Annotated in this window: 10 protein-coding genes; 1 reads left to right on the plus strand and 9 read right to left on the minus strand. The window is 51.9% G+C overall.

The genetic code is table 11. From position 1 onward, the window contains the following. Window positions 1–34: 34 nt before the first annotated feature. From VF629_RS21710 to VF629_RS21750, 9 genes are all read right to left on the minus strand, one after another. The gene (locus VF629_RS21710; protein WP_331060606.1) at window positions 35–1,672 is read right to left on the minus strand and encodes a SusD/RagB family nutrient-binding outer membrane lipoprotein; all 1,638 of its coding nucleotides are present in this window, start codon (window positions 1,670–1,672) and stop codon (window positions 35–37) included. After that, window positions 1,644–4,835 carry a SusC/RagA family TonB-linked outer membrane protein gene (locus VF629_RS21715; RefSeq protein WP_331060607.1) on the minus strand — a complete coding sequence of 1,064 codons (3,192 nt, stop codon included), beginning with the start codon at window positions 4,833–4,835 and terminating at the stop codon, window positions 1,644–1,646. Before VF629_RS21715 ends, VF629_RS21710 begins: the two co-directional genes overlap by 29 nt. Window positions 4,836–5,027: 192 nt before the next feature. Then, a complete protein-coding gene (locus tag VF629_RS21720) occupies window positions 5,028–6,557 on the minus strand; it encodes a RagB/SusD family nutrient uptake outer membrane protein (RefSeq protein ID WP_331060608.1) in 1,530 nt (509 codons plus the stop codon). A 24-nt stretch (window positions 6,558–6,581) separates the two neighbouring features. Beyond that, window positions 6,582–9,749, minus strand: a complete 3,168-nt coding sequence (locus VF629_RS21725) for a TonB-dependent receptor (RefSeq protein WP_331060609.1) — start codon at window positions 9,747–9,749, stop codon at window positions 6,582–6,584. A 146-nt stretch (window positions 9,750–9,895) separates the two neighbouring features. Further along, window positions 9,896–10,540 carry a hypothetical protein gene (locus tag VF629_RS21730; protein ID WP_331060610.1) on the minus strand — a complete coding sequence of 215 codons (645 nt, stop codon included), beginning with the start codon at window positions 10,538–10,540 and terminating at the stop codon, window positions 9,896–9,898. 38 nt (window positions 10,541–10,578) lie between these two features. Next, a complete protein-coding gene (locus VF629_RS21735; protein ID WP_331060611.1) occupies window positions 10,579–12,342 on the minus strand; it encodes a SusD/RagB family nutrient-binding outer membrane lipoprotein in 1,764 nt (587 codons plus the stop codon). Between the two features lie 21 nt (window positions 12,343–12,363). Then, entirely contained in the window at window positions 12,364–15,609 is a 3,246-nt protein-coding gene (locus VF629_RS21740) for a SusC/RagA family TonB-linked outer membrane protein (RefSeq protein WP_331060612.1), read from the minus strand. A 262-nt stretch (window positions 15,610–15,871) separates the two neighbouring features. Continuing rightward, the gene (locus VF629_RS21745; RefSeq protein ID WP_331060613.1) at window positions 15,872–17,320 is read right to left on the minus strand and encodes a SusD/RagB family nutrient-binding outer membrane lipoprotein; all 1,449 of its coding nucleotides are present in this window, start codon (window positions 17,318–17,320) and stop codon (window positions 15,872–15,874) included. Between the two features lie 18 nt (window positions 17,321–17,338). Beyond that, on the minus strand, window positions 17,339–20,539 hold the full coding sequence (locus VF629_RS21750; protein WP_331060614.1) for a SusC/RagA family TonB-linked outer membrane protein: 3,201 nt from the start codon (window positions 20,537–20,539) through the stop codon (window positions 17,339–17,341). Window positions 20,540–20,787: 248 nt separating this feature from the next. Between VF629_RS21750 and VF629_RS21755 the strand changes: the two genes are divergently transcribed. After that, window positions 20,788–21,138 carry a hypothetical protein gene (locus tag VF629_RS21755; RefSeq protein ID WP_331060615.1) on the plus strand — a complete coding sequence of 117 codons (351 nt, stop codon included), beginning with the start codon at window positions 20,788–20,790 and terminating at the stop codon, window positions 21,136–21,138. The last annotated feature ends 53 nt before the right edge of the window (window positions 21,139–21,191 follow it).

The raw sequence follows: 21,191 nt of genomic DNA on the forward strand, positions 1-21,191 counted from the left end.
CAAAGTGAAGGATAATGTCTAATCGGACCGACCGTTAATCGATGTCCCACCATACCGCTACCGTCGTGCCAGGCACAGGATTGGGTGCGTTGTTAGCGTTGCCAGACGATTCGGAAGCCGGGTACACAAAGCGCTTTGGAAGGACGTTTGGGTCGTCTCCCTGAGCGTTCAAAGCCAAAGCTAGACGGGGGAAGCCAGTCCGGCGGTAGTCGTTGTAAGCTTCATAGCCATTACCCACCCAAGCAATCCATTTCTGGGTCATTATCTTATTCAGATTCTTCCGCTTGGTATCTGCATCAGTGCCCGTTGCCAGGGTTACTACCGAAGGATTCGCCGCAAAATAATCGTTGATTTGGGCAGGAGTTAAGCCCACCTTGGTCATAGACGCACGCACTGCATCACGGAACAAGGTTTGAGCGTCGCCAGCGGTACCTAACATAAGTGCCGACTCAGCACGAATGAATAGCACTTGAAAGTTTGTGAGCAAACGGATGGGCGCGTTGCCAGTACTTCCAATCAAATAGCTACCGTAACGCGAACGGTTGGCAAGAGCCGGTCCAGCACCGGGCGCGCCGTTTTGAAAGCCAGTAAAAGTTAAGAAGCTACCCGCAGTAGTTCCCGGAAGCGTTGTTACTGTACCAGTAGTGTTAACTGTGGCAGTGGGCGTAAGCGTTGAAGCAAAATAAAACGCCAACCGTGGGTCTTTGCGCACATTCATGCTGTCTAGTAACCGTTGGCTCAGTAAGATGTCAGTTGTTCTATTCACATAGTTGAAGCTGTAAATAGGATTTTGACTGCCTGGTGATGAGCCAAATGACACTTCGAAGTCCTCAGAATTTGCTGTAATGTAGCTGTCGGGTTTAGCAAGAACCTCGTCAATAATGGTTTTTGCCAGGACCGGGTCACGGCGGCTAATGGTGTTAGCCATTTTGAGCAGCAGGGTATTCCCCATTTTTTTCCACTTGGCTAAGTGAGCCTGAGTGGCAGCCGGTGTGAGGTTGCTAGGGTTACTTGCCCCGTAAATAGGGTCGTCAGTGGCTGAGGGGTTGAAAGTGCTGGGCTTGTCAAGGTCAGCCAGCCCTTCTTTCACTAAATCAAAAAGGCTTTGAACTCCTAAAGCCGTGTTCCCTTTATAAATGTCTTCTTGCTTGTCGAAGCGCGGTTGCAGTTTATCGAGACGCTGTAGAGCTTCTGAATAGGGAATGTCGCCCCATAAATCCGTTGTCACGGCAAAATTGTACGCCTTGAGCAACTTGCCAATGCCGGCATAACTTGGGCTAGTTACTCGGTTGGCGGCCTCAATCATGCTTTGCGAATTCTGCAAGGCCCCTGCATACAATTCCCCCTGCCACTGATTGTCCAAACCACCGCGGATGTTGTATACGTCTTGGGGTGCGCTCTGGGTACCCGTTCCCGCCACATGTTGCACAAGCAGCGAGGTAATGCGGTTAATCTCGTTCCCATTAGCAAACGCAGTCGTTATCGCCGTGCTTGGGAGCAGGTTTGATGGCGCAGCAACGAGTGGATTGTTAGGGTCTGTGTTAACGTCAAGGAAATCTTTGCAGGCGGTGGTGCCCACAAGAAGCGCCACCAACGAATAACCTATGAATTTTTGCGATTTCATGCTATGAATTTCGAAACGATTAGAGAGTAAAACGGAGGTTAACTCCATAGTTCCGCGCATTGGGAGAGCCTTGCAGTTCCAATCCTCGAATATTGCCCGAACCCTGGGTATTCACTTCCGGGTCGAAGGGAGCATTTGGGGCATAGAAGAACAAGTTGCGACCCGACAGCGAAATACTCGCTTGGCCGAAAGGCGTGCGCTCTAAGAGTGTTTTAGGCAAGCTATAGCCCAAGGATACCTCCCGTAGACGGAAAACCGTAGCGTCAAAAACGCTCAAGTCCGTTGCTAAGCCGCCAAGTCCCGCCCAATAGGATTGCGCATCGATTTGAACATTGTTCGGCCGATATCCGGTCACGCTTCCATCAGCAGCAGTAATTGGAATTACGCCAGGCATCATGCGGGGAAGTTCCCGGTCGACCCCAGTTTCCTTTAAAGCACCCAGGCTTCTAAATTGAGGGGCAGTGAACGAGAAAATGCTGCCGCCATACGTTGCGTCTGTTAAGAACGACGCAGTAATGCCTTTGAAGCTAAAAGTGTTAGTAATGCCACCCTGCCAGTCAGGATTGGGATTGGAGATTACTTGGTTGGTGAGTTCAGGGGCAAACAGTCCCGTGGTGGGGTTAATGATGTATTGGTCAAAATAGGGGCTGTTGCGGTCGGTAACTCGTGGCTTAGCATTGCCACGAATAACGCCATAGGGTTGACCCACTTTGAAGGATGGAGTGACCCCGGTGAAGGCATTGCCGTTAATCTGTGATTCTGTTACCCCTTCGGCAATTTCTCTTACCACGTTGCGGATTCGGGTGAAATTGGTTGAAATGTCCCAGCGGAAATTCGACGATTTAACAGGGGTAATGTTCAAAAGAGCTTCAAAACCTCTGTTTTCCAGACGGCCCACGTTAGCATAGCGCTGTAAGAAACCCGATGATGGGGCAGTAGAAACGGGAACAATTTGGCTTTCGCTGATAGTGTAGAAGTACGTTAAGTCCAGGGATACCCGATTTTTGAGGAAGCCCAAGTTGGTGCCCACTTCATACGATTGCGTGAATTCCGGTGTCAGCGTTGCGCCGCCGCCGGCTGTGTTGCTATAGTCAAAACCAGCGAACGTACCAGCCTGAGTGGTAACTGGGAACTGGATGGAGGCAACGTTATTGCCTACTGCGCCAGTAGCTTCGTAAGTCGTTGCCAGGGTATAAACGGGAGCATCACGACCTACTCGGGCTACGTTGCCTCGGATTTTTCCGTAGCTTAAATAGTCGTTGGAAATCTTGAAGGCATCCGTGAATACAAAGCCTACAGTAGCGGAAGGGTAGAAGAAGGTGTTATTCGCCTTTGGCAAAGTCGAAGATTGGTCCATGCGACCAGTCAGGTCAACAAACAGGTAGTTATTGTAAGCCAATGACAAATTGCCGTAATAGCCCAACAAACGACGAACCTCTGTGTCTTCATCTGTACCGGTGTACACCTTACCATTTGATGCATTAAAGAAATCAGGGAAAATCAAGTCGCTGGCCTGGGAAACAATGTTCTGCACACGCCGCTGGTTGATATTTTGACCCAGCAATAAGTTGGCATTCAAGCCTTCCGTTAAAATATTGTCTTTCTTCAACGTAATCAGTAAGTCACCATTGATTTCGGAGCGATAATAAGTTTCGTCAATAATCCGGCCGTTAGCGGCGCGTATCGAGCCAACGTCGTAAACCTGTTTACGGCGGTCGGTATAGGTGTCTAAACCTGCACGGTAAGCAACATTCAACCACGGGGTCACCTCATAGCTAAGGTTTGCTACGTTGATGAAACGCGTTAGGTCCGAACTACTAGAATTGCGCTCCAAACCCCAGTAAGGGTTTTCAATAGCGGCATTTATGAAGATGCTGCGCTTTGTAACGGGGTCGATGTATGGCCGGCCCTGTAAGTCATAGCTACGGGGAACGACGTTAAGGCGGCCAAAAGGAGAGCCACTGTTGCCTTGTGGAGGACCGGTCTGTTTTGTTTGAATGAAGTTTACCGAGCCACCCGCACGAAGCTTATTGACAAGGAGGGTATTACCTGCCAATTGTACGCTAGTGCGGTTGAGCTTGGAAAACGCAGTGATGCCTTTCTGAGCAGTGTTGTTGATGTTCAATGACAAGTTCTGGTCAGCATTGCCACCTGCAATGTTGACACCATTTTGAAGAATGGTGCCCTGACGGTAGAAATCCTTGATATTGTCTTTGTACAAGCGGTAGTCCTGTTCCTGAAGGTTACCAGCAGCATCAAGGTATTGCAAACCGTTGAAAAGCGTGGGCGCAGTGCCGAAACGAGGGCCGAAAGAGTTGGATACACCAGTGTTTGGGTCACCATTAACCAATACGTTGGCGCCATTGGTGCCCTGTCCATAATCGTTTTGCAGTTCCATCAAACCGTATACCTGCTGCGCCGATAGGCCCGAGGTAACGGTTACTTCTAGCTTCTTGTTGATATTACGTCCGGACTTGGTGGTAATGATTATGGCACCCGAGGAAGCTCGCGAACCATACAGGGCCGCCGCAGCTGGGCCTTTTAGAATGTTGATGCTTTCGATGTTTTCTGGGTCAATGTCTAGGGCACGGTTGGACTGCTGCGCATCAAAAAGCGAATTATTAGTCCGGTCCAAATCGTTGCTTATCGGAATGCCATCAACCACAAAAAGCGGTTGGTTGCCACCCTGTAGCGACGTTATGCCACGGATGTTAATATTCGAAGATGCTCCTGGCAGACCGCTTGACGTGACGATATTCACACCGGCTACTTTGCCCTGGAGCGAACTCAATACGTTTGGCTCCGACCTTTGTGAAATCTGGTCTGCTTTGATTTGCTGAGTAGCGTAGCCCAAAGAGCGAGTATCGCGCTCAATGCCCAAAGCTGTCACGACAACTTCGCTCAGTTGCTTTACATCCTGGGCTAGTGCCACAGTGAATTGCGATTCGGCACCGATAGGGCGCTCCTGTGTGGTCATTCCAATGGAACTGAACACCAATGTGCCGCCTGCTTCTGGTACGTTCAACGTGAAACCACCGTCTGAATTGGTTGACGTTCCGTTGGTGGTTCCTTTTACAAGTACCGTGACGCCTGGCAGGCCATCTCCGGTCTGTTGGTCGGTTACCCTTCCGGAAATCGCACGAGTTTGCGCAAGGACTCCGGTGATAAAAGTAAACATGAGCATAACGCTCATGAGTAGGGTTTTTTTCATGGACATTTAAGTTGGTGATGAATGAGGAGATAGTGAGCAGCTTCAAAAATAGAGGTAAGGCGCTGCAAAGGCTAACTTTTTTTTTAAAGAGGCTCTTTGTGTTAAAAATTTTCGCTTCTGAGCTGTCACGGCAACGACCATAAAAAAAACCAACCTAGATGGTTGGTTTTTTTTATGGTCGTTGCCGTGAGTTTAATACCCAGGATTCTGCACCAAATTGGGGTTTTGTTGAATATCTACAACTGGGATTGGCAGAATACTTTTTTGCTGGCCGTATGCAATACGGCTTGAAGGACGTTTGTAGCGCATCAAGTCATAATAACGGTGACCTTCAAAAGCAAGCTCTAAGCGGCGTTCGAACAGAATCGCATCAATCAAGGCCTGCTTGTTAGCGAAGCTGGCGGCCGTGTAGACTATGCCAGGATAAGTAGTGGTGACAGGTGCGCCGCCAACGGTAGTGGTGACTGTGCCGCCGATGTAAAAAGGAATAGGTGGCAAAGAGCGAGTGCGTACTGTATTTAGCAACGTGATGGCTTCCGAACTGATGCCCGCATCGGCCTGGGCCAAGCCTTCTGCACGGTTCAACAAAACTTCGGAATAGCGCACAATTGGCACGTAGTCTGCAACACCAGCACTGTACTTTAGCGTGGATATAAGCGCTGTAGCCGTGGTGGGATAGTACGTGTTCAGATTGGGATTGGTAGCGTTCGTTGTAGCCGGGGAAAGTAGTTGGGTACGGCGGCGGTCCTTAGCACGAAACGAAAGGGTGTCAATTCTGGCATAAGGCGTTACGGTAATGTCTCGGCGGGTTAGGTAGTGCTGCCCGATTGCATTGTTCGTGTTGGGGTTATCAGCTGTGTTCATCGCTACCGAAAAAATCGACTCGCTAGTACGGAATCCTGCAGTTGTGAATACCGTAGCAGGGCTAGGATTCAAGGCATGGTTGCCTCCTTTGATGACGTCGTTAGCCATTGCAGCAGCGTCAGCATATTTCCCTTGATATAGGTAAATACGTGATAAGAGCCCGCGAGCAGCGTCTTTAGTAGCTCTAGCTGTGCGTTGAAAAGCGGAAGTTGCATACGTCTCAGGTAGGCTAGCAATAGCGTCTGTGAGGTCCTTTTCCATTTGTTCATACACTTGCTTTACTGTGGAGCGAGGCAAGTTCTGAGCGGGGTCAAATGCCGAGGTCGGATTATCGGGGGCAGTCAGCTGTAGCGGAATACCAAGGTGCGAAGCATCAGAAGTAAAGTTGTAAGGCTGAGCATACAAGTTCACCAAATGGAAGTATACTAAAGCTCGGATGAATTTCGCCTCCCCTTTGTATTGCTCCTCTAGTGCAGGGGTAACCCGTCCACCGCTTTTGGCAATTTGTTGCAGGAAAAAATTAGCCCCATACAACGTCCGGTAGCCGGCTGTCCAGGCGTTAGCTGCAGTGCCGTCGTTGGCTTGCTGGTTAAAGGTTGAGATGTTGCCGAAGAAAGTAGCGGTATTGGTGTCGTCGCTACGCACATCGCTATAAATAAGCGCACGACCGCCCAAAAATTCGGCATTCTGCAAATCGTTGTACATGCCAATGGCAGTCTTATCAAGCGAGCCAGCCGAGAAAGCATCTTCGGCTTCCAGAGCAAAAGGCGGCTCTTGAGTCAGGACTTCGCAACCTGTAGCAGAAGCAAGAAGCAAAGCCGCTACGGCCGCCGGTCGCAGATTATAATTACGAAACATATGAAGGAGTTGAGAAAGTTGAGGTTAGATACCGAGATTCAATCCAAATGTGAAGCTGCGGGTCGGAGGAACCGAACGGCCGTCGGTGCCGTAGGCAATGTTCGACGTGCGGTTGGTGTTTACTTCTGGGTCTAGGCCTTTATAACCGGAGAAAGTGTAAACGTTCTGCACCAAGGTATAAACACGTAGGTTGTTCAGGCCAATGCGCTTAACAAGAGCATCGGGGAGATTGTAGCCCAGGCTAAGCTGACGCAGGCGCAGGAAATCGCCCTTTTCCAAGAAGCGCGTCGACGCCATGTTCGATGCGGCATCACGCAATACCAATTTCGGAATGTCGGTTTCCTGACCTGGAGTCGTCCAACGGTCCTTAATTTCCGTGATGTTGTTCTGGAAGCTAGCGCTTAGCATGGCTTGACGGTAGCCGTTGAAAATCAAGTTGCCGCCGCTGTATTGCATGAATACTCCCAACTCTAGTCCTTTGAAGGAGAAGGTGTTGTCGAAGCCACCGTAGAAAGTAGGATAGCCTGTTTTTTTGGTGTACTTGAAGTCGGCCACGCCAATAGGTGTGGTTACGTCACCAGATTCAGTGAGCCAGCGACCTGTGGTGGTAGTGGCATTGTTCGTGTAGGCGGCATCATACTGCTTGATGTTGCCGTCCTTGTCAAGGAACTGCGCATTGCCATTGTCCGGGTTCACGCCAGCCCATACGGGCAAGTAGTATGCTGACAGGCTACGGCCAACGCTAGCACGCTGGCTCAGCGAAATGATGTCGTTTGGCGTAGCCAACTCCGTCACGCGATTTTTCAGAATGCTACCGTTCAGGTTTGAAGACCAGGTAAAGCCATTTTCCATGCGCACGTTTACCGTGTTCAAGGTTACCTCTACGCCGCGGTTGTACATCGAGCCTACGTTGCGGCTAACTGAGGCCCCGGGGATACCGGTTGTGCGCAGCACTGGGGCTGCCAGCAACAGGCCGCTTACATCGTTGTTGAAGAAGTCAAACGTTAGGTTAACGCGGTTCTGAACAAAAGCAGCGTCAAAGCCGATGTCAAATTTCTTCGAAGTTTCCCACTTCAGGTCAGGGTTGCCTACCTGCGAAAAGCTGAAGCCGTTGAGGTCGGCATACTGGCCACCGGCAATAAGGGTACGGGCAGCGTAGGAACCCAAGCCTGCCGAGTTGCCTACTAAGCCGTAGCTGGCGCGCAATTTGAAGTCATTAATAACAGAGATGTTTCTCATGAACGACTCCTGCGAAATGCGCCAGCCGGCCGAAACTGCTGGGAAGTAGCCCCGCTGGTTGTCTCTACCGAAGATGGACGAAGCATCAGCACGCAATGCGAACTGAGCATAGTACTTATCTTCAAACGAGTAGTTAGCACGGCCGTAATACGATTGGAAGCCGCTGTTAAACTCATCGCCGCCACCGAACAAGGTGGGTGAGTACAAGCCACTCAGGTTAGAGTTGAAACGGGGGTCGGCGAAGTTGTCGGCTACGCTATAAATGCGCTTGCGCTTGGTCTCCTGGTATTCAATACCACCTGTCAGGCTGATGGTGTGCTTCTCATTGAACGTACGGTCGTAGTTGGCATAGTTCTGCCAGTTGAACTGAGTAAAGTCCGAGTTGTAGCCCTGCACCAAACCATTGTAGGCGCGGCCCAAGTCGCCGAGGATGGGCGAGCTGTACTGGTCTTCGACGTTGGTGGTGTAGTCGATGCCGTACTTGGTGGTCAACTGCAGGCCTTTAATGGGCTCAACCGTTACATAGGCATTGCCCAAAGTGCGCTGCGAAGTATTGTCGTTACGGTTCAGTGTTAGGAAACCTGGGATGTTGAAGTAAGCGTTTGGAGCAAAGGCCGAATTTGGAATCATGTTATTGCCGTTGCCCAAGTTGCCTAAGGTGTTCAAGTAAAACGAGCCATCGGGGTTGTAAGCCGGCACGTTTGGCGGAGCAGTGTAACCCGAAACGGTAGCGCCTGCGAGCGCGTTTTCACCGCTGATGCCTTGGTTGTATGTCTTGGCATAGCTCAAGCTGGTACCCGCTTTCAGCCATTTCTTAGGCGTCACGTCCACGTTCAGACGGGCAGAACCCCGACGGAGGCGGTTGTTGAGGATGATGCCTTTCTGGTCGTTCCAGTCGCCGGAGGCGTAGTAGGAAGCGAATTCAGTGCCGCCCGACAAGGCCGCTTGGTAGTTTTGCTGGGTACCACGCTGAAAAATTTCGTCAATCCAGTTGGTTTCATCTCTAACGCCGTCGCCGTCGGTGTCAATGTTGTTAGCGATAACAGCGGGGATGCTGCCGTTGCCGAGGTTGCCGGGAGCACCGACATTACCCGTGCGGGCGTTTAGTGCCTTTTCATTGTTGATAGCAACAAAGTCGTCGGCACCCAGTACGTCAGGCTTGCGGATGGCGTCTTGGAAGCCATAATACGAGTTAACCGAAACCCGATTCTGGCCAGATTTGCCCCGCTTAGTGGTGATAACTACTACACCGTTGGCGCCCCGCGAACCGTAAATAGCGGCTGCTGAGGCGTCCTTCAGTACGTTTACCGAAGCAATATCATTGGGGTTGATGTCGGACAAGGGGTTGTACCGGGTGCCGAGCGCGTTGGTTTGTTCGGTGGCATTGAGCGGAACACCGTCAACAACAAACAGTGGCTGCGAGCTACCGGAAATTGAGTTGGCGCCGCGGATACGAATAGCGCCTTGGTCACCCAAAGTGCCGCTGGTGGAGGTGATATTCACACCAGCCATGCGACCCTGCAAGGCTTGGTCAACGCTGACAACGGGCTGGAGCAGGAGCTTCTCTTCCTTCACTTGTGCCACTGAACCAGTTATGTCCTTGACATCTTGTGAGCCACCATAACCTGTTACCACTACTTCAGTGAGCTGCTTGGTATCGGTGGACAAGGCCACAGCGAATTGAGATTCAGAGCCAATTGCGCGCTCTTGCGTGGTCATACCCACAGAGCTGATTACCAAGGTGCCTCCGGATTCTGGTACGCTTAAGCTGAAAGCACCATCAGCGTTTGTTGACACACCATTTGTTGTGCCTTTTAGCAGCACGGTTACTCCTGGTAAGCCATCTCCCGTCTTTTGGTCGGTTACCCGACCAGAGATGGTGCGCGTTTGCGCCATCACCCCATTCATTAGGGTAAACATGAGCACAAGACTCATGAGTAAGATTTTTTTCATGGACAAAAGGTTAAAGATTTAATAGGCTGCAAAAGGTTGCATTACCAAAAATACTTCATTGCTGCCACATTGCGAAAATGTTCGTGTTAAAAATTGCCTAAACCTTAAAAGTTGGTAATTCTTGACGCAACAAGTGCCACACTGGATTACCGCACTATAAAAAGGGCCTGCAGCGCGTATGGCGGATTGACTTGGTTGCCGGAAATGACTTTGGCTGGAGGGCCACTGGCCAGCCGCACATCGGTCAAAGGAGTGAGAATTACCCGAGACCCGTCTTCGAGCACATACTCGAAGGTGAAAAGAATGACATCGCCCGAGACAATCTCGTTGCGACTGCTGGGAGTGTCACCCAGTAGGTTATCCAAAGTTGGCGTGCTGACTCCGCTTACATAAAGGAGCCGTTGCAGGCCCGTGAGCGCCTCTTGGCTATTGAGCGTAACTGTGGCCGGAAACGAACTGTATTCACCCACAAGCACCCGAGGCCCAATGCTGGTTAGCTGCTTGAAGCTTTTGTACACTTCCACCGTTTTGATTTTTACATCGCGCTGGTTGGGGATGTCAAACGTGAATTCAAATACGGGGCGCGTCGGATTGGGGTCTGAGGCCAGACGGGTGATGCTGAATGCCGCCCGCGTCGTGTTGAAGTGGTCTTTTTTGGGGTCTGTGCTGGGCTTAGCAACAACCAGGGGTACGCTAGTGACCTCCGGGGCCGGAATCTTGCTGCTATCCTCGCAGGAACTGAGTGAGCCGATTGCTGTAAGTAGCAAGAGGCCAAAAATGATTTTATTCATAGTATAAGTCGATGTGGGGCTGTGGGAAAAGGTGGGCGCTACCGGTCCCAGAAAATACGATAATTGGCACTCCCGGGGTCCACTTGAGTTTTGGGTGCTTCAGGGTTGGAATTGGCCGTGATGTCCTGCTGGGAGTAGAACAAGCGCCGGGGGAACAGGCCAGCTCCACGGGTTGCCGGGTCGTTGTCATCAAGCAGTCCTGCGTTGTTGCCGATGTTGCCATTGTCCGGTACGGTGATGATGGGAAAGCCCGTGCGCCGCCAGTCCGTGTAGATGTCCGGGCCCATGCCAAAGCTGGCAATGTATTTCTCCTCCATAATGGTGCGTAGGGGGGTAGCGCCATCGAAACGAATAGCTGCGGCACTGTCGTAGCGTGCAACAACGCTGGAGGGGCCCGTGGAGAGAGGCGCAAGGGCCCGAGCGGCGTTAAGGTCGGGATAAGGAGACCCGGAAGAAAGAGCAGGAACAGGAGAGGTTCCTTCCGCAATAGCAATGGCGTTAAGCTTCGCAAACGAAGCGTCCACCGCTTGAATGAAAGCAACGCGAGCCGCGGCTCGGTTGCCCAGAATTGTCAGTTGGGCTTCTGCTTCCAAATACTTGCGGCTGAAGTACGGCAACAGGCGCTGGGCCACTAGCCCCCGGCCAAAGCTGGAATTCACTTCTCCGCCGCGGCCGTCGTCGTAGCGACCTCCTACCGGGTACAGACCAGGCAGTGTGCGCGTGCTCCCGGAGAGCGTGCTGGCGCTAGCCGGGCCGGTACTGCCTTGGCGCGTAGTAGCAAAATCGGGGTTGCCGGGGTCCTGATAATCGTAAGAAGACGAATTGATGACGGCTCCACGTAGCTGATTGAAGAAATAGTACGGGATGCGGGGGTCTGAAGTGCGGCCAGGAGCAAGGCCTGGGTTCACCGTATTGGTCCCATTGCCGTAGCGCATCATCACGTAAAAGAAGGGCGCAATGTTGTTTTCCCGGGCCGTGTTCACGTAATCCGACAAAAACCCAATGTTGCGGTTTGCAGGGGACTGGGAGGCGCCGTACTTAAACTCAAAGTCGTCGTTGGGACCCAACAGGTTGGCGGGGTTATCCAGCAGGGCCTTTACTTGTTGCTGAAAGGCGGCATCGTTGCGGGTCTTGCGAATTTGTACGTAAAGCTTCAGCTTGAGGGTGCGGCCAAAACGGGCCCACTTACCGGGGTCGCCGCCATAAATCAGGTCCCTAGCAGCCGGGCTAGTGCCGCCCTTTGCCAGGTTGGCGATGCCTTCGTCTATTAGCGCAAAAAGGCCCTGGATGCCCAGACTTTGGTTGCCGTTGTAGATGTCAGCGTCTTTGTCAAAACGCGGAGAGCGGTTCAGTGCTCCTTTAAGGGCCTCTGAATACGGCACATCGCCGAACAAATCCACCAACTGGCTGAACACATACGCTTTTTGTATCTGGGCGATGCCGACAAACAGCCAGCGCTGCTCTGCGGTGCCTTGTGTGATGATGAGTTCGTTGTTGGCCAGCATATCTGAATACAAGCCGTTCCATTGATTGCTAAACGAGTCGCCGCTTTGCTGGTAGGTGCCGATGCCCCGGCCGTTGGAAATCTGTTGCATCAGCGCCGAGGTGGGCTGCCCCAGGCCCGCAATGCTGAAGCCCAAATAGGTAGAAATAGCCGTTTGCGTAACCGGCAGCACTTGCTGCAAGTCCGCTTTGGTAGGGCTGATGGGGTCAACGTTTACGTCGTAAAAGTCTTTGCACCCCGGAGTTACCCACAGCAAACCGGCCGAGACCAGCGCCATGGAAATGGTACGTATTTTCATGAATAGGAAAGCTGAGTCTGATTAGAAATTAACCCGCAGGTTCACACCGTAGCGCCGGCTGTTGGGGGCGTTGGTGTACTCGAAGCCTTGCTGGTTGCTGGCCCCGAACGTGCTGGTTTCGGGGTCGAAGTTGGTGTACTTCGGGATGTTGGGCGAGTACCAATACAGGTTGCGGCCCGATACCGAGAGGCTGACCAGACCGAACGGTGTTTTGGCCAGCAGCGACTTGGGGAGGGTATAACCCAGCGAGATTTCGCGCAGGCGCACGGTGGTGGCGTCGTATATGCCAAACTCATCGATGCTGCCCAGGCCGGCAGCACCGGAACTGAAGTAGTAGTCGTTAACCGAGATGGCCGTGTTGTTCGGAATCGTCGAGCCGTCGGCGTTGGTGAGCGGCTGACGTGAGGTTGGGTCGCCCTGCACGCCTTTTATGATGACGAGGCGCTCCCGGTCTTCGGTGTCTTTGGTCACGCCACGGCCCAGGTACGACTGCAGCGTGGTCGAGTACAAGTCGCCGCCTTTGCGGTAATCCACCAGCACGTTCATCGTGATGCCTTTGTACGTGAACTGGTTGATGAAGCCCATCTGAAATTGGGGATTGGGGTTGCCAATTACCTTCGGGTTGGGGTCTTCAATCATGTAGCCCGTGGCCGGGTTGATGAGGTAGTTGCCGTTCACATCCCGAGCTGCCGTGCTGCCATACAGCACGCCGTAGTCTTCGCCCGGCTGCAGAATGGCTTGAATGCCGCCGCTGAACCCGGTGCCAAAAGCGAGTTGCGGCAAGCCATCAATCAGGCTGACTACTTTATTTTTATTGTGGGTAAAGTTGAAAGTGCTGCTCCAGCTGAAATCCTTGGTTTGGAAAGGTACCCCCGTCAGCGCCACCTCGACGCCTTTGTTGGAAATCTCGCCAAAGTTGGTCTCGAACGCTGCAAATCCGGTTGCCAAAGGCAGCGCCACAGGAGCAATCTGGTTGGTCGAGCGCCGGTCGTAATAGGACGCTTCCAGCGTGATGCGATTTTTATAGAACGAGAAGTCGGTGCCGACTTCCAACTCGTTGGTAAACTCTGGTGTCAGGGCCGGGTTGCCGATGACTCCGCCCAAACCCAGCCCGGTGATGCCGTTGAAGGGAAACTCTGTTCCAATGCCTTGGCCGGCATTGCCGAACGAGGGATTAATCCTAAAACGGGTCGGGCCAGCCGTGTAAGGAGTCGCATCGCGGCCCACGCGGGCGTACGCCACACGCAACTTAGCCAACGACAACGCCGGCAGGTCCAGCCCGAGGGCTTCGTTGATGACTACCGAACCGCTTACGCTGGGGTAGAAAAAGGAGCGGCCGCTTTTGCCAACTTCGCCGTTTTCATTTAGGGTCGAAGACCAGTCGTTGCGGGCCGTAGCCGTCAAGAAGGCCCAATCCTTGTAGCCAACCGTCACGTCGCCCAATATGCCCATCAAGCGCCGCTTCGAGAAAGCGTAGCCATTGGTGTTTTTCTCCCGGGTATTTTCGATGTTGTCGATGCCGAACACAATAATGCCTCGCCCCGAGTAAGCCCGGAAGTCCTGTTGGCGCTGATTGATGTTTTGACCAACCGATGCCCGCAGGCTAATGTCCTCGGTCAGATTCTTGTTAAACGTCAACAGTGCCGTCTGTTCGAGCTCTGTGTTGATGATGTTGTCCTCCAGCACATTGCCTTCTCCGCCATAGCCGTTGGAACCTGGGCGTACGGTGGTGCGCCGGTTGTCGGTGTAGGTATTGACGCCGCCAGTGTAGCTCAGCGTCAGCCACTCCTTAAAGGCATAGCTGAGGCCCACACTGCCCGTCACGCGGTCGACGCGGGAGGTATATTGGTTGTTTTCGGTGCTCCAGCGCGGATTGTCGGCCTGGCCGGAAAGCCACCCGAAGTATTGTTGCCGCGTGACGGGGTCGATGTAGGGTAGGCCCTGCAAATCGAGGTTACGCGGGATGAATAACGTCCGGGCGAAGGCAGAGGCGTTGCCCACGGCGTTGTTGGCACCTAGCTGAGGCCCTTGCTGTTGGGTGTTCGTGTAAGCCACCGAGCCATTCACGGTGAACTTGTTGAACTGCCCTGAACCGCCGGCGCTCAGGTTATTGCGCACTGACTTAGAATTCGGGATAGTGCCCACGTGGTCAGCACGTGAGAGAATGGCTGTGAAGGTGGTGTTGTCGCCCGAACCCGTGAGCGAAACCGAATTTTCGAATAAATGACCCGTGTCGAAGTAGTCTTTGACGTTATTGGGGTAAGCCTGGTAAGGAATTCGCGCATCCAATGGAATGCCCAAGTTGGCGTTGCCCGCCTGCGGGTGGGGCAGGGTAGTAGGCGCGAGGTCGCTGCCGAAAGCCGGGCCCCAAGAACCGTTGGTCGAATAGTTATTACCGCCGTTGCCGAAGTTAGCGCCTGTGCCGTACTTATTCTGGTATTCGGGCAAACCCGCAATTTTCTCCAGCGAGTAGCCAGTGGTGTATCCCAATTGAATGCCTTTGGCGCCGCGTTGGCCACTGCCGGTTTTGGTGGTAATAACCACCACCCCACCGGCTGCCCGTGAGCCGTAGAGAGCGGCAGCCGCGGCGCCCTTCAGCACGTTGATGGACTGAATGTTATTGGGGTCAATGTCGGCCGTGCGGCTCGAGTACCCTGCGCCGCGCACCAGCTGGTTCTCTGACTCGGTTTGGGAGTTGTCGTAGGGAACGCCGTCCACGATGAACAGTGGTTGGTTGTTACCCAGCAGCGACGTATTGCCTCGAATGGTAATGCGGGACGAAGCCCCGGGCAGACCACTTGAGCTAGTAATGTTCACGCCCGGCACTTTGCCCGAAAGCGTGCGCAGAATGTCCGGCTCCGACTTTTGCACCACTTGCTCGGCTTTTACTTCGGAAACCGCGTAGCCCAGCGCCCGTTTCTCGCGCTGAATGCCCAGGGAAGTCACCACTACCTCATCGAGCTGCTTGGCGTCTACTGCCAAAGAGACATCTACGGTAGAAGAAGCGCCCACCACTTGCTCGGCCGTCACATAGCCCAAGTACTTGAATTGAAGGGTGATATTAGGTCCCGATACGTTGAGGGCATAGCGGCCATTGACATCGGTCGCAGTACCAACGGTTGTACCCTTCACAATCACACTCACGCCGGGCAAGCCCTCGTTGGTGCTTTTGTCGAGCACACGGCCCGACACAGGTTGGCTCTGCGCCCAGCTCCGCCCGGCGAGGGTCAGGAGTAGAAGCAGGCTTAATAGTAAGGTTCTCTTCATTGAGTGGTTAAAAGGTGAGGGTGGAGAAAAGGGAAAGTTTATGGGGGTGGTAATGCTTTAAAAGCTGAAAGTACGGCTTTTGACCAATATTTCAGATTCAGGGGTATGAATTTAATATTTCGTAATCATCGTTTTTACTAACAAGCACATAGCTTCATCATAGATATGCTTTGTATAAATGCTCAAGGCATTAGAATTACACATTCAATAAAAAAGGGCTGCCATGATTGGCAGCCCTTTTCAGAGTTATCGAATAAGATAACTATAATTTATCCCAGAAAATTTTAGTGGAAACAGTGTTTCCACCCATGGCAGCACTTGCCTCCGCAACGTTAGCGCCATTTTGATTTAGCTCAGGAGTGGGGTATGGAAAACGCTTCGGAATGTCGCTTAACGCGTTGGCAGGCTTCACCAGGGAGGGCGAATCCAGACGACGCCACTCGGTCCAGGCTATTACGGGCTGCTCGTAAAGCGAAATCCATTTTTGGAAACCGATTTTCTGCCTATAAGTACCTGCAGCAGTTGTATATGCAACAGCAGGGCGTGCTAGGTAATCAGCAGCTTCAGTAGCTGTACCACCTACTTCCAAGATAGAAGCCGTAACAGCGGCGTTATAATGAGAAGTAGGCGTGCCACCTACTGCAAAACCGCGCTCTCGTGCCTCAGCGAGTAAGAACTCAACTTCAGAGTAGGTTAACAAAACGCCTGGGAGGGTTGGGTCATCAAGCCGCTCGCCGGGAAGTGAGAAATCGGCTGCGTCGTTCAAGGAGCCATATACGCCACCGACGTAGAGGCCTGGTGCCTGGGGCTTGAAATAGATGCCCAAGCGTGGGTCATTCAAAGTGTTGAGCACGTCAACAAAAGTACTTGCCCCGACAAAGTCCTGACGGTTACTAACCACCAAGTCCTCGTAAAGCGGGTTGGTGTTTGGCTGCGCACTTATGAAAGCAAAAGTAGCATTGTCAGCGCTTGAGGTAAATACATTGGGCGCAGCTTGTTCAGCCGCCGCTCTGGCTTTGGGTTCGTCATCATCAGCAATGGTCAGCGCCATGCGGAGTTTTAATGAGTTACCAAATTTCCTCCAGTGAACAATATCGCCACCGTAAATAATGTCAGCAGTGCCTAAACCAGGAGCAGTGTTATCAAGGGCTGCCAGTGCAGCATCCAGACGAGTGAACAGGGAGGCATAAATGGTCTTGGCATCGTCGTATTTAGGCAGTGGCTTAGTAAAGTCCAACGCCTCGGTATACGGAATGTTGCCATACGTATCTACCAGTGTCTTCCACGTGTAGACCGATAGAATCTCAACGCATGCTTGCTGGTTAGCCTTAATCTTTGCAGCCCTCTCAGCATTGGGCTCGGCACTGGGCTCGGCGGCAATGACTCTCTTGGCCTCGTTCAGGTTGCCCAAGGCATTCAAATACAATGCATTCCAGAAGGCATTGTTGATTTGCCGGGTCTGAACGTCATAGTTGGCCTCATCTGTGTAGGTCGTTTCAGTCCAGTACTGTACATACAGACGGAACGGATTTAAGTTCACGTTGGTGCTGGTGACGGTGCGAGCAAGAGCACGTTCAGCAGTACTAACCAATGTGACACCGGGTACGGTGGATGGTCTTTTAACATCCACGTTGTACTCATCCAGGCTATCAACGCAACTGGTTGTGAACACCAGCATCAGGCTTGATAGCAAATAAAGAGCTCTTTTCATAAAATTAGGATACTGCAATTAGAAGCTGAAACGAAGGTTGGCACCGAGAGTGCGGGTAGTCGGGTATGAACCTGACTGGTAACCTTGACCAAAGTTGCCGGAGCTGAGACCTTCTTCTGGGTCAGCATCGGGCAAGTTCTTGTGGATAAGCCACAGGTTGCGGCCAACAATAGACAAGTCAATGCCTTTTACAACACCCAAACGCGAAGTGAGGGTAGTGGGTAAGGTATAGGTCAGGTTAACCTCGCGCAGTTTTACAAAGCTTGCGTCATACACAAATCCAGCATTTGGATTGCCACCGTAGCCATAAGGTGCAATGGCTCCATTATTCTGAATACGCACCGTGTTAGGAGAGCCATCGGGAGCAACGCCAGGCAGGATGATGCCGCCACCTTGCGCGATAGGCAAACGCGAAGGATTGCCTAAGTCGTTCAATGTGGCTGTCTCGGGCTGCAAGCCGGAAGACAAGCCATAGTAGCGGTCGAGCGAGAAGATATCACCGCCCGAGCGCACGTCTACCAAGAAGGTAAGCGAAATGTTCTTGTAGGAAACCGAGTTGGTAACGCCGCCACGCCATTTCGGATTGGGGTCGCCAATTACGGCGTTAGCATCTGTAAATTCGTAAATGCCCGTTTCTGGGTTTACTACTCGCTGACCATCTCGGTACACATAGTCACTGCCACGCAATACGCCGAAGGGTTGTCCTACAGTTGCATTTGATGAGATACCGCCCTGGTAGCTGGTCAAACGAATGGTTTGCACATCTTCGTAAAGTGATAGTACTTCGTTGCGGTTACGCGTCCAGTTGACATTCACACGCCAATTGAAGTTTTCGTTTTTGATGGGCACCACAAACGCCGAAACTTCCACGCCGCGGTTGCGCACGTTACCAGAATTTACATACCGCTGAGCGTAGCCAGTAGCGGCAGAGATATTGACTGGAATGATTTGGTCAATACTATTCGACTGATAAGCCGTCAAGTCGAAACCAATGCGGCTTTCCAAAAATGCGGCTTCAATGCCTACCTCAGCACTGCGAGTTTTTTCCGACTTCAGGTCAGGATTGTTCTTGATTGTATTCAAAGCAAAAAGCGGAACCGAGCCAAAAGCGGTAGGCTTAGCGTACACATCAAGTACGCTAAGCGCCGCAGCACCAGCACCTACTTCAGCATAGTTGGCTCGCACTTTACCGTAAGAGAGCCAAGGCGTCTTCTCTTTTAAATCTTCGGAAAAAACGTATCCCAAAGCGGCGGAGGGATAAACGTATGAGTTGTTCGCTTGGGGAAGAGTCGTGGATTTATCCCGACGAGCGGTCAAATCCAAGTAGACCCGGTCACGGAAACCAAAAGTCGCACTGGCAAAGATGCCATCGCGTCCTATCCTGTTCAATTGTTCAGTAGGAGGGTTCAACGGGTCAACGGTATTGCTGAGGGAATACAAATCCGGCACAACGAGGCCGCCGTTAGTAATGGCGAAAATGCTCTCGCGACGAATGCGGTTAACGTTGGCGCCTACCAAACCAGTCAAAGAAAACGCGTCGCTCAATTTGAACTTGAAGTTACCAATCAAGTCGAAGTTAGATTCCCGGTAGGTAGCATTGAAACGCGAATAATAAGGCTGATAGCTACCCGTCGTGCTTCCCACGGCGGAGCGCTCTTCTTGCTGTTCGTCGTAGGTATCGAGCGATACGCGACCAAGGATGTTAAACCAATCAGCAACTTTGTAAGTAGTGGAGACATTGCCAAAGGTGCGGAAGCGTGAGTCCTCCTCGTAATTCTCGAAGCGAGTGAAATAAGGATTATTCCAATAAATAGCTGTTAAATCTCCAACTACCGGGTTAGTATAGTTCCAAGTAGCGTTTGTTCCCGTGCGATTATAGGCATCTTCCTGCTGCTTGATGTCCACGTTGGTCTGCCACCATTGACGGAAGTTCGACATAAGGTTTTCAGAGCCATAGCCGGTACCGTAGCGGCCCAGACCTTTAATGCGCGTAAAGTTCACTGAGGCACTGGTCGTCAACTTGGAAGTCAAGTTTAGGGAGCCACCAAAGTTTACAACATCTTTGGTTACCTTGCTGTTAGGCAATACACCACGCTGTATGTCATTGATATAGCCAACTTTGAAAGTGCCATTGTCATTGCCACCATCCACAGAAATGCTGTTCAACGTTGAAACTCCGGTTCTAAAGAATTCGCTGGGGTCGTTGCTGGCAGCTACCCAAGGCCGTGCTTGGCCAAAGGTTGGCGAACCTGGTAGGTACGCATCCGATTGCTTAATCTGCAGATTTGGGTCAAAAGCTGGGCCATACGATGCGTCATCACCAGTCCGTACCGTGCGCGAGCCGTCGGCAGCGGTTCTGAAAGCAGCTGCGTAACCACCACCGTATTGCTTCTGGTATTTGATGAAGGTGGACTTGTCAATACGACCAGCGGTTAAACCGGTATTAACGGTCACATTAAAGCCCTTACGGCCTTTTTTGGTGGTAATAAGGATAACCCCGTTAGCGGCACGCTCTCCGTAAAGAGCAGTTGCAGCGGCGCCCTTGAGCACAGTAGTGGAAGCAATATCGTCAGGGTTGATGTCGGCCGCCGCGTTGCCGTAATCATAACCCGAACCCCCAGTTTGCTGAGCAGTTGTGTTAGAGTTGATGTTACTAATGGGCACACCGTCGACTACAAACAGCGCTTGATTGTTGCCAAACAAAGATTTAGTGCCGCGGATAAGCACGTTGCTCGAACCGCCCAGTGTGTTACTTTGGGTGATAGCTAGACCTGCAACTTTGCCCGAAAGACCATTAACAGGGTTAGGGTTACGGGCTACGGTGATGTCGCTGCCATCAATCTGAGTAGCCGAGTAAGCCAGCGAGTTGCGGTTGCGCTCTACACCTAATGCCGTCACCACTACTTCGTTCAGTTGCTTGGCGTCGGTGGCAAGCGTTACGTTGATGTTGTTTGAAGCACCAATGGGCAATTCCTGCGACGCATAGCCAATGAAGCTAAAGACCAATGCAGTTGCTGTGCTAGGCACAGACAAGGTGTAACCACCATCGGCATTGGTGCTAGTACCTACTGTCGTACCCTTGGCCAATACTGTCACGCCAGGTAGGCCTTGATTGGTGGCCCTGTCGGTCACCGTTCCGGAGATGGACCGGTCCTGCGCTCGGGCCTGCTGCAACAGACCGCTGACGAGCAGCATTACCAGAAATAGAATTTTTTTCATTGTGAGTGTTTGTTTTTAGTGAGCTTAAAATGGTGAAAAAAGGTGGAGGGAAGCGTAACATTCCGTTAAGATAGGCAATGATACTGAATTAAAACTCCTCAAAATACTGCTGTGAATCGCTGATTGACATGAAGCATGTTCTAAAGCAGCTGTCGTTGAGTCCATTAAATGTGTGATTTGCTCCGCAATGAATTGTCCCAATCTATTGATGTATTCGTACCGAGAGTGGCTTCCGCTGGGACGTAGGTGTGAACTTTACCTATCAAGACAGCGAAGTGAAAGAGTTGTATACCAACGTAACCGACCTCGCGTTGGGTGGCGGCAACCCAGTCCCCACTGCAATTGTAGGGCAGCAGTTTCCAGTATTGAAAGGCACTGCTTTCCTGCGTGACCCAAGCGGCAGCATTATTGTTCGTCCTACCCGCAACGCTGCCGGTGCTATCATTGGTTATGACCCAGTAGCTGACCCTATTCAGCGTGTTTTAGGCCAAGTATCTCCCAAGTACCTCTGGGGTGGCAACATGACTTTCGGATACAAAGGTCTGCGTGCTACGATTGTGGCTGACGCTAAAATTGGTGCTAGCATTGAGGTGGTCTGAGGTGGTCTAGTTACGCTGGACAGTTTAGGGCACTAAGTTGAAGAAGCTGTTGG

The organism is Hymenobacter sp., from assembly GCF_036388155.1.
Lineage (GTDB): Bacteria > Bacteroidota > Bacteroidia > Cytophagales > Hymenobacteraceae > Hymenobacter.

Bases quoted from the DNA above. Each gene is read 5' to 3' on its own strand.
- VF629_RS21710 (WP_331060606.1), bottom strand. From the start codon at position 1,672: ATGGAGTTAACCTCCGTTTTACTCTCTAATCGTTTCGAAATTCATAGC.
- VF629_RS21715 (WP_331060607.1), bottom strand. From the start codon at position 4,835: ATGAAAAAAACCCTACTCATGAGCGTTATGCTCATGTTTACTTTTATC.
- VF629_RS21720 (WP_331060608.1), bottom strand. From the start codon at position 6,557: ATGTTTCGTAATTATAATCTGCGACCGGCGGCCGTAGCGGCTTTGCTT.
- VF629_RS21725 (WP_331060609.1), bottom strand. From the start codon at position 9,749: ATGAAAAAAATCTTACTCATGAGTCTTGTGCTCATGTTTACCCTAATG.
- VF629_RS21730 (WP_331060610.1), bottom strand. From the start codon at position 10,540: ATGAATAAAATCATTTTTGGCCTCTTGCTACTTACAGCAATCGGCTCA.
- VF629_RS21735 (WP_331060611.1), bottom strand. From the start codon at position 12,342: ATGAAAATACGTACCATTTCCATGGCGCTGGTCTCGGCCGGTTTGCTG.
- VF629_RS21740 (WP_331060612.1), bottom strand. From the start codon at position 15,609: ATGAAGAGAACCTTACTATTAAGCCTGCTTCTACTCCTGACCCTCGCC.
- VF629_RS21745 (WP_331060613.1), bottom strand. From the start codon at position 17,320: ATGAAAAGAGCTCTTTATTTGCTATCAAGCCTGATGCTGGTGTTCACA.
- VF629_RS21750 (WP_331060614.1), bottom strand. From the start codon at position 20,539: ATGAAAAAAATTCTATTTCTGGTAATGCTGCTCGTCAGCGGTCTGTTG.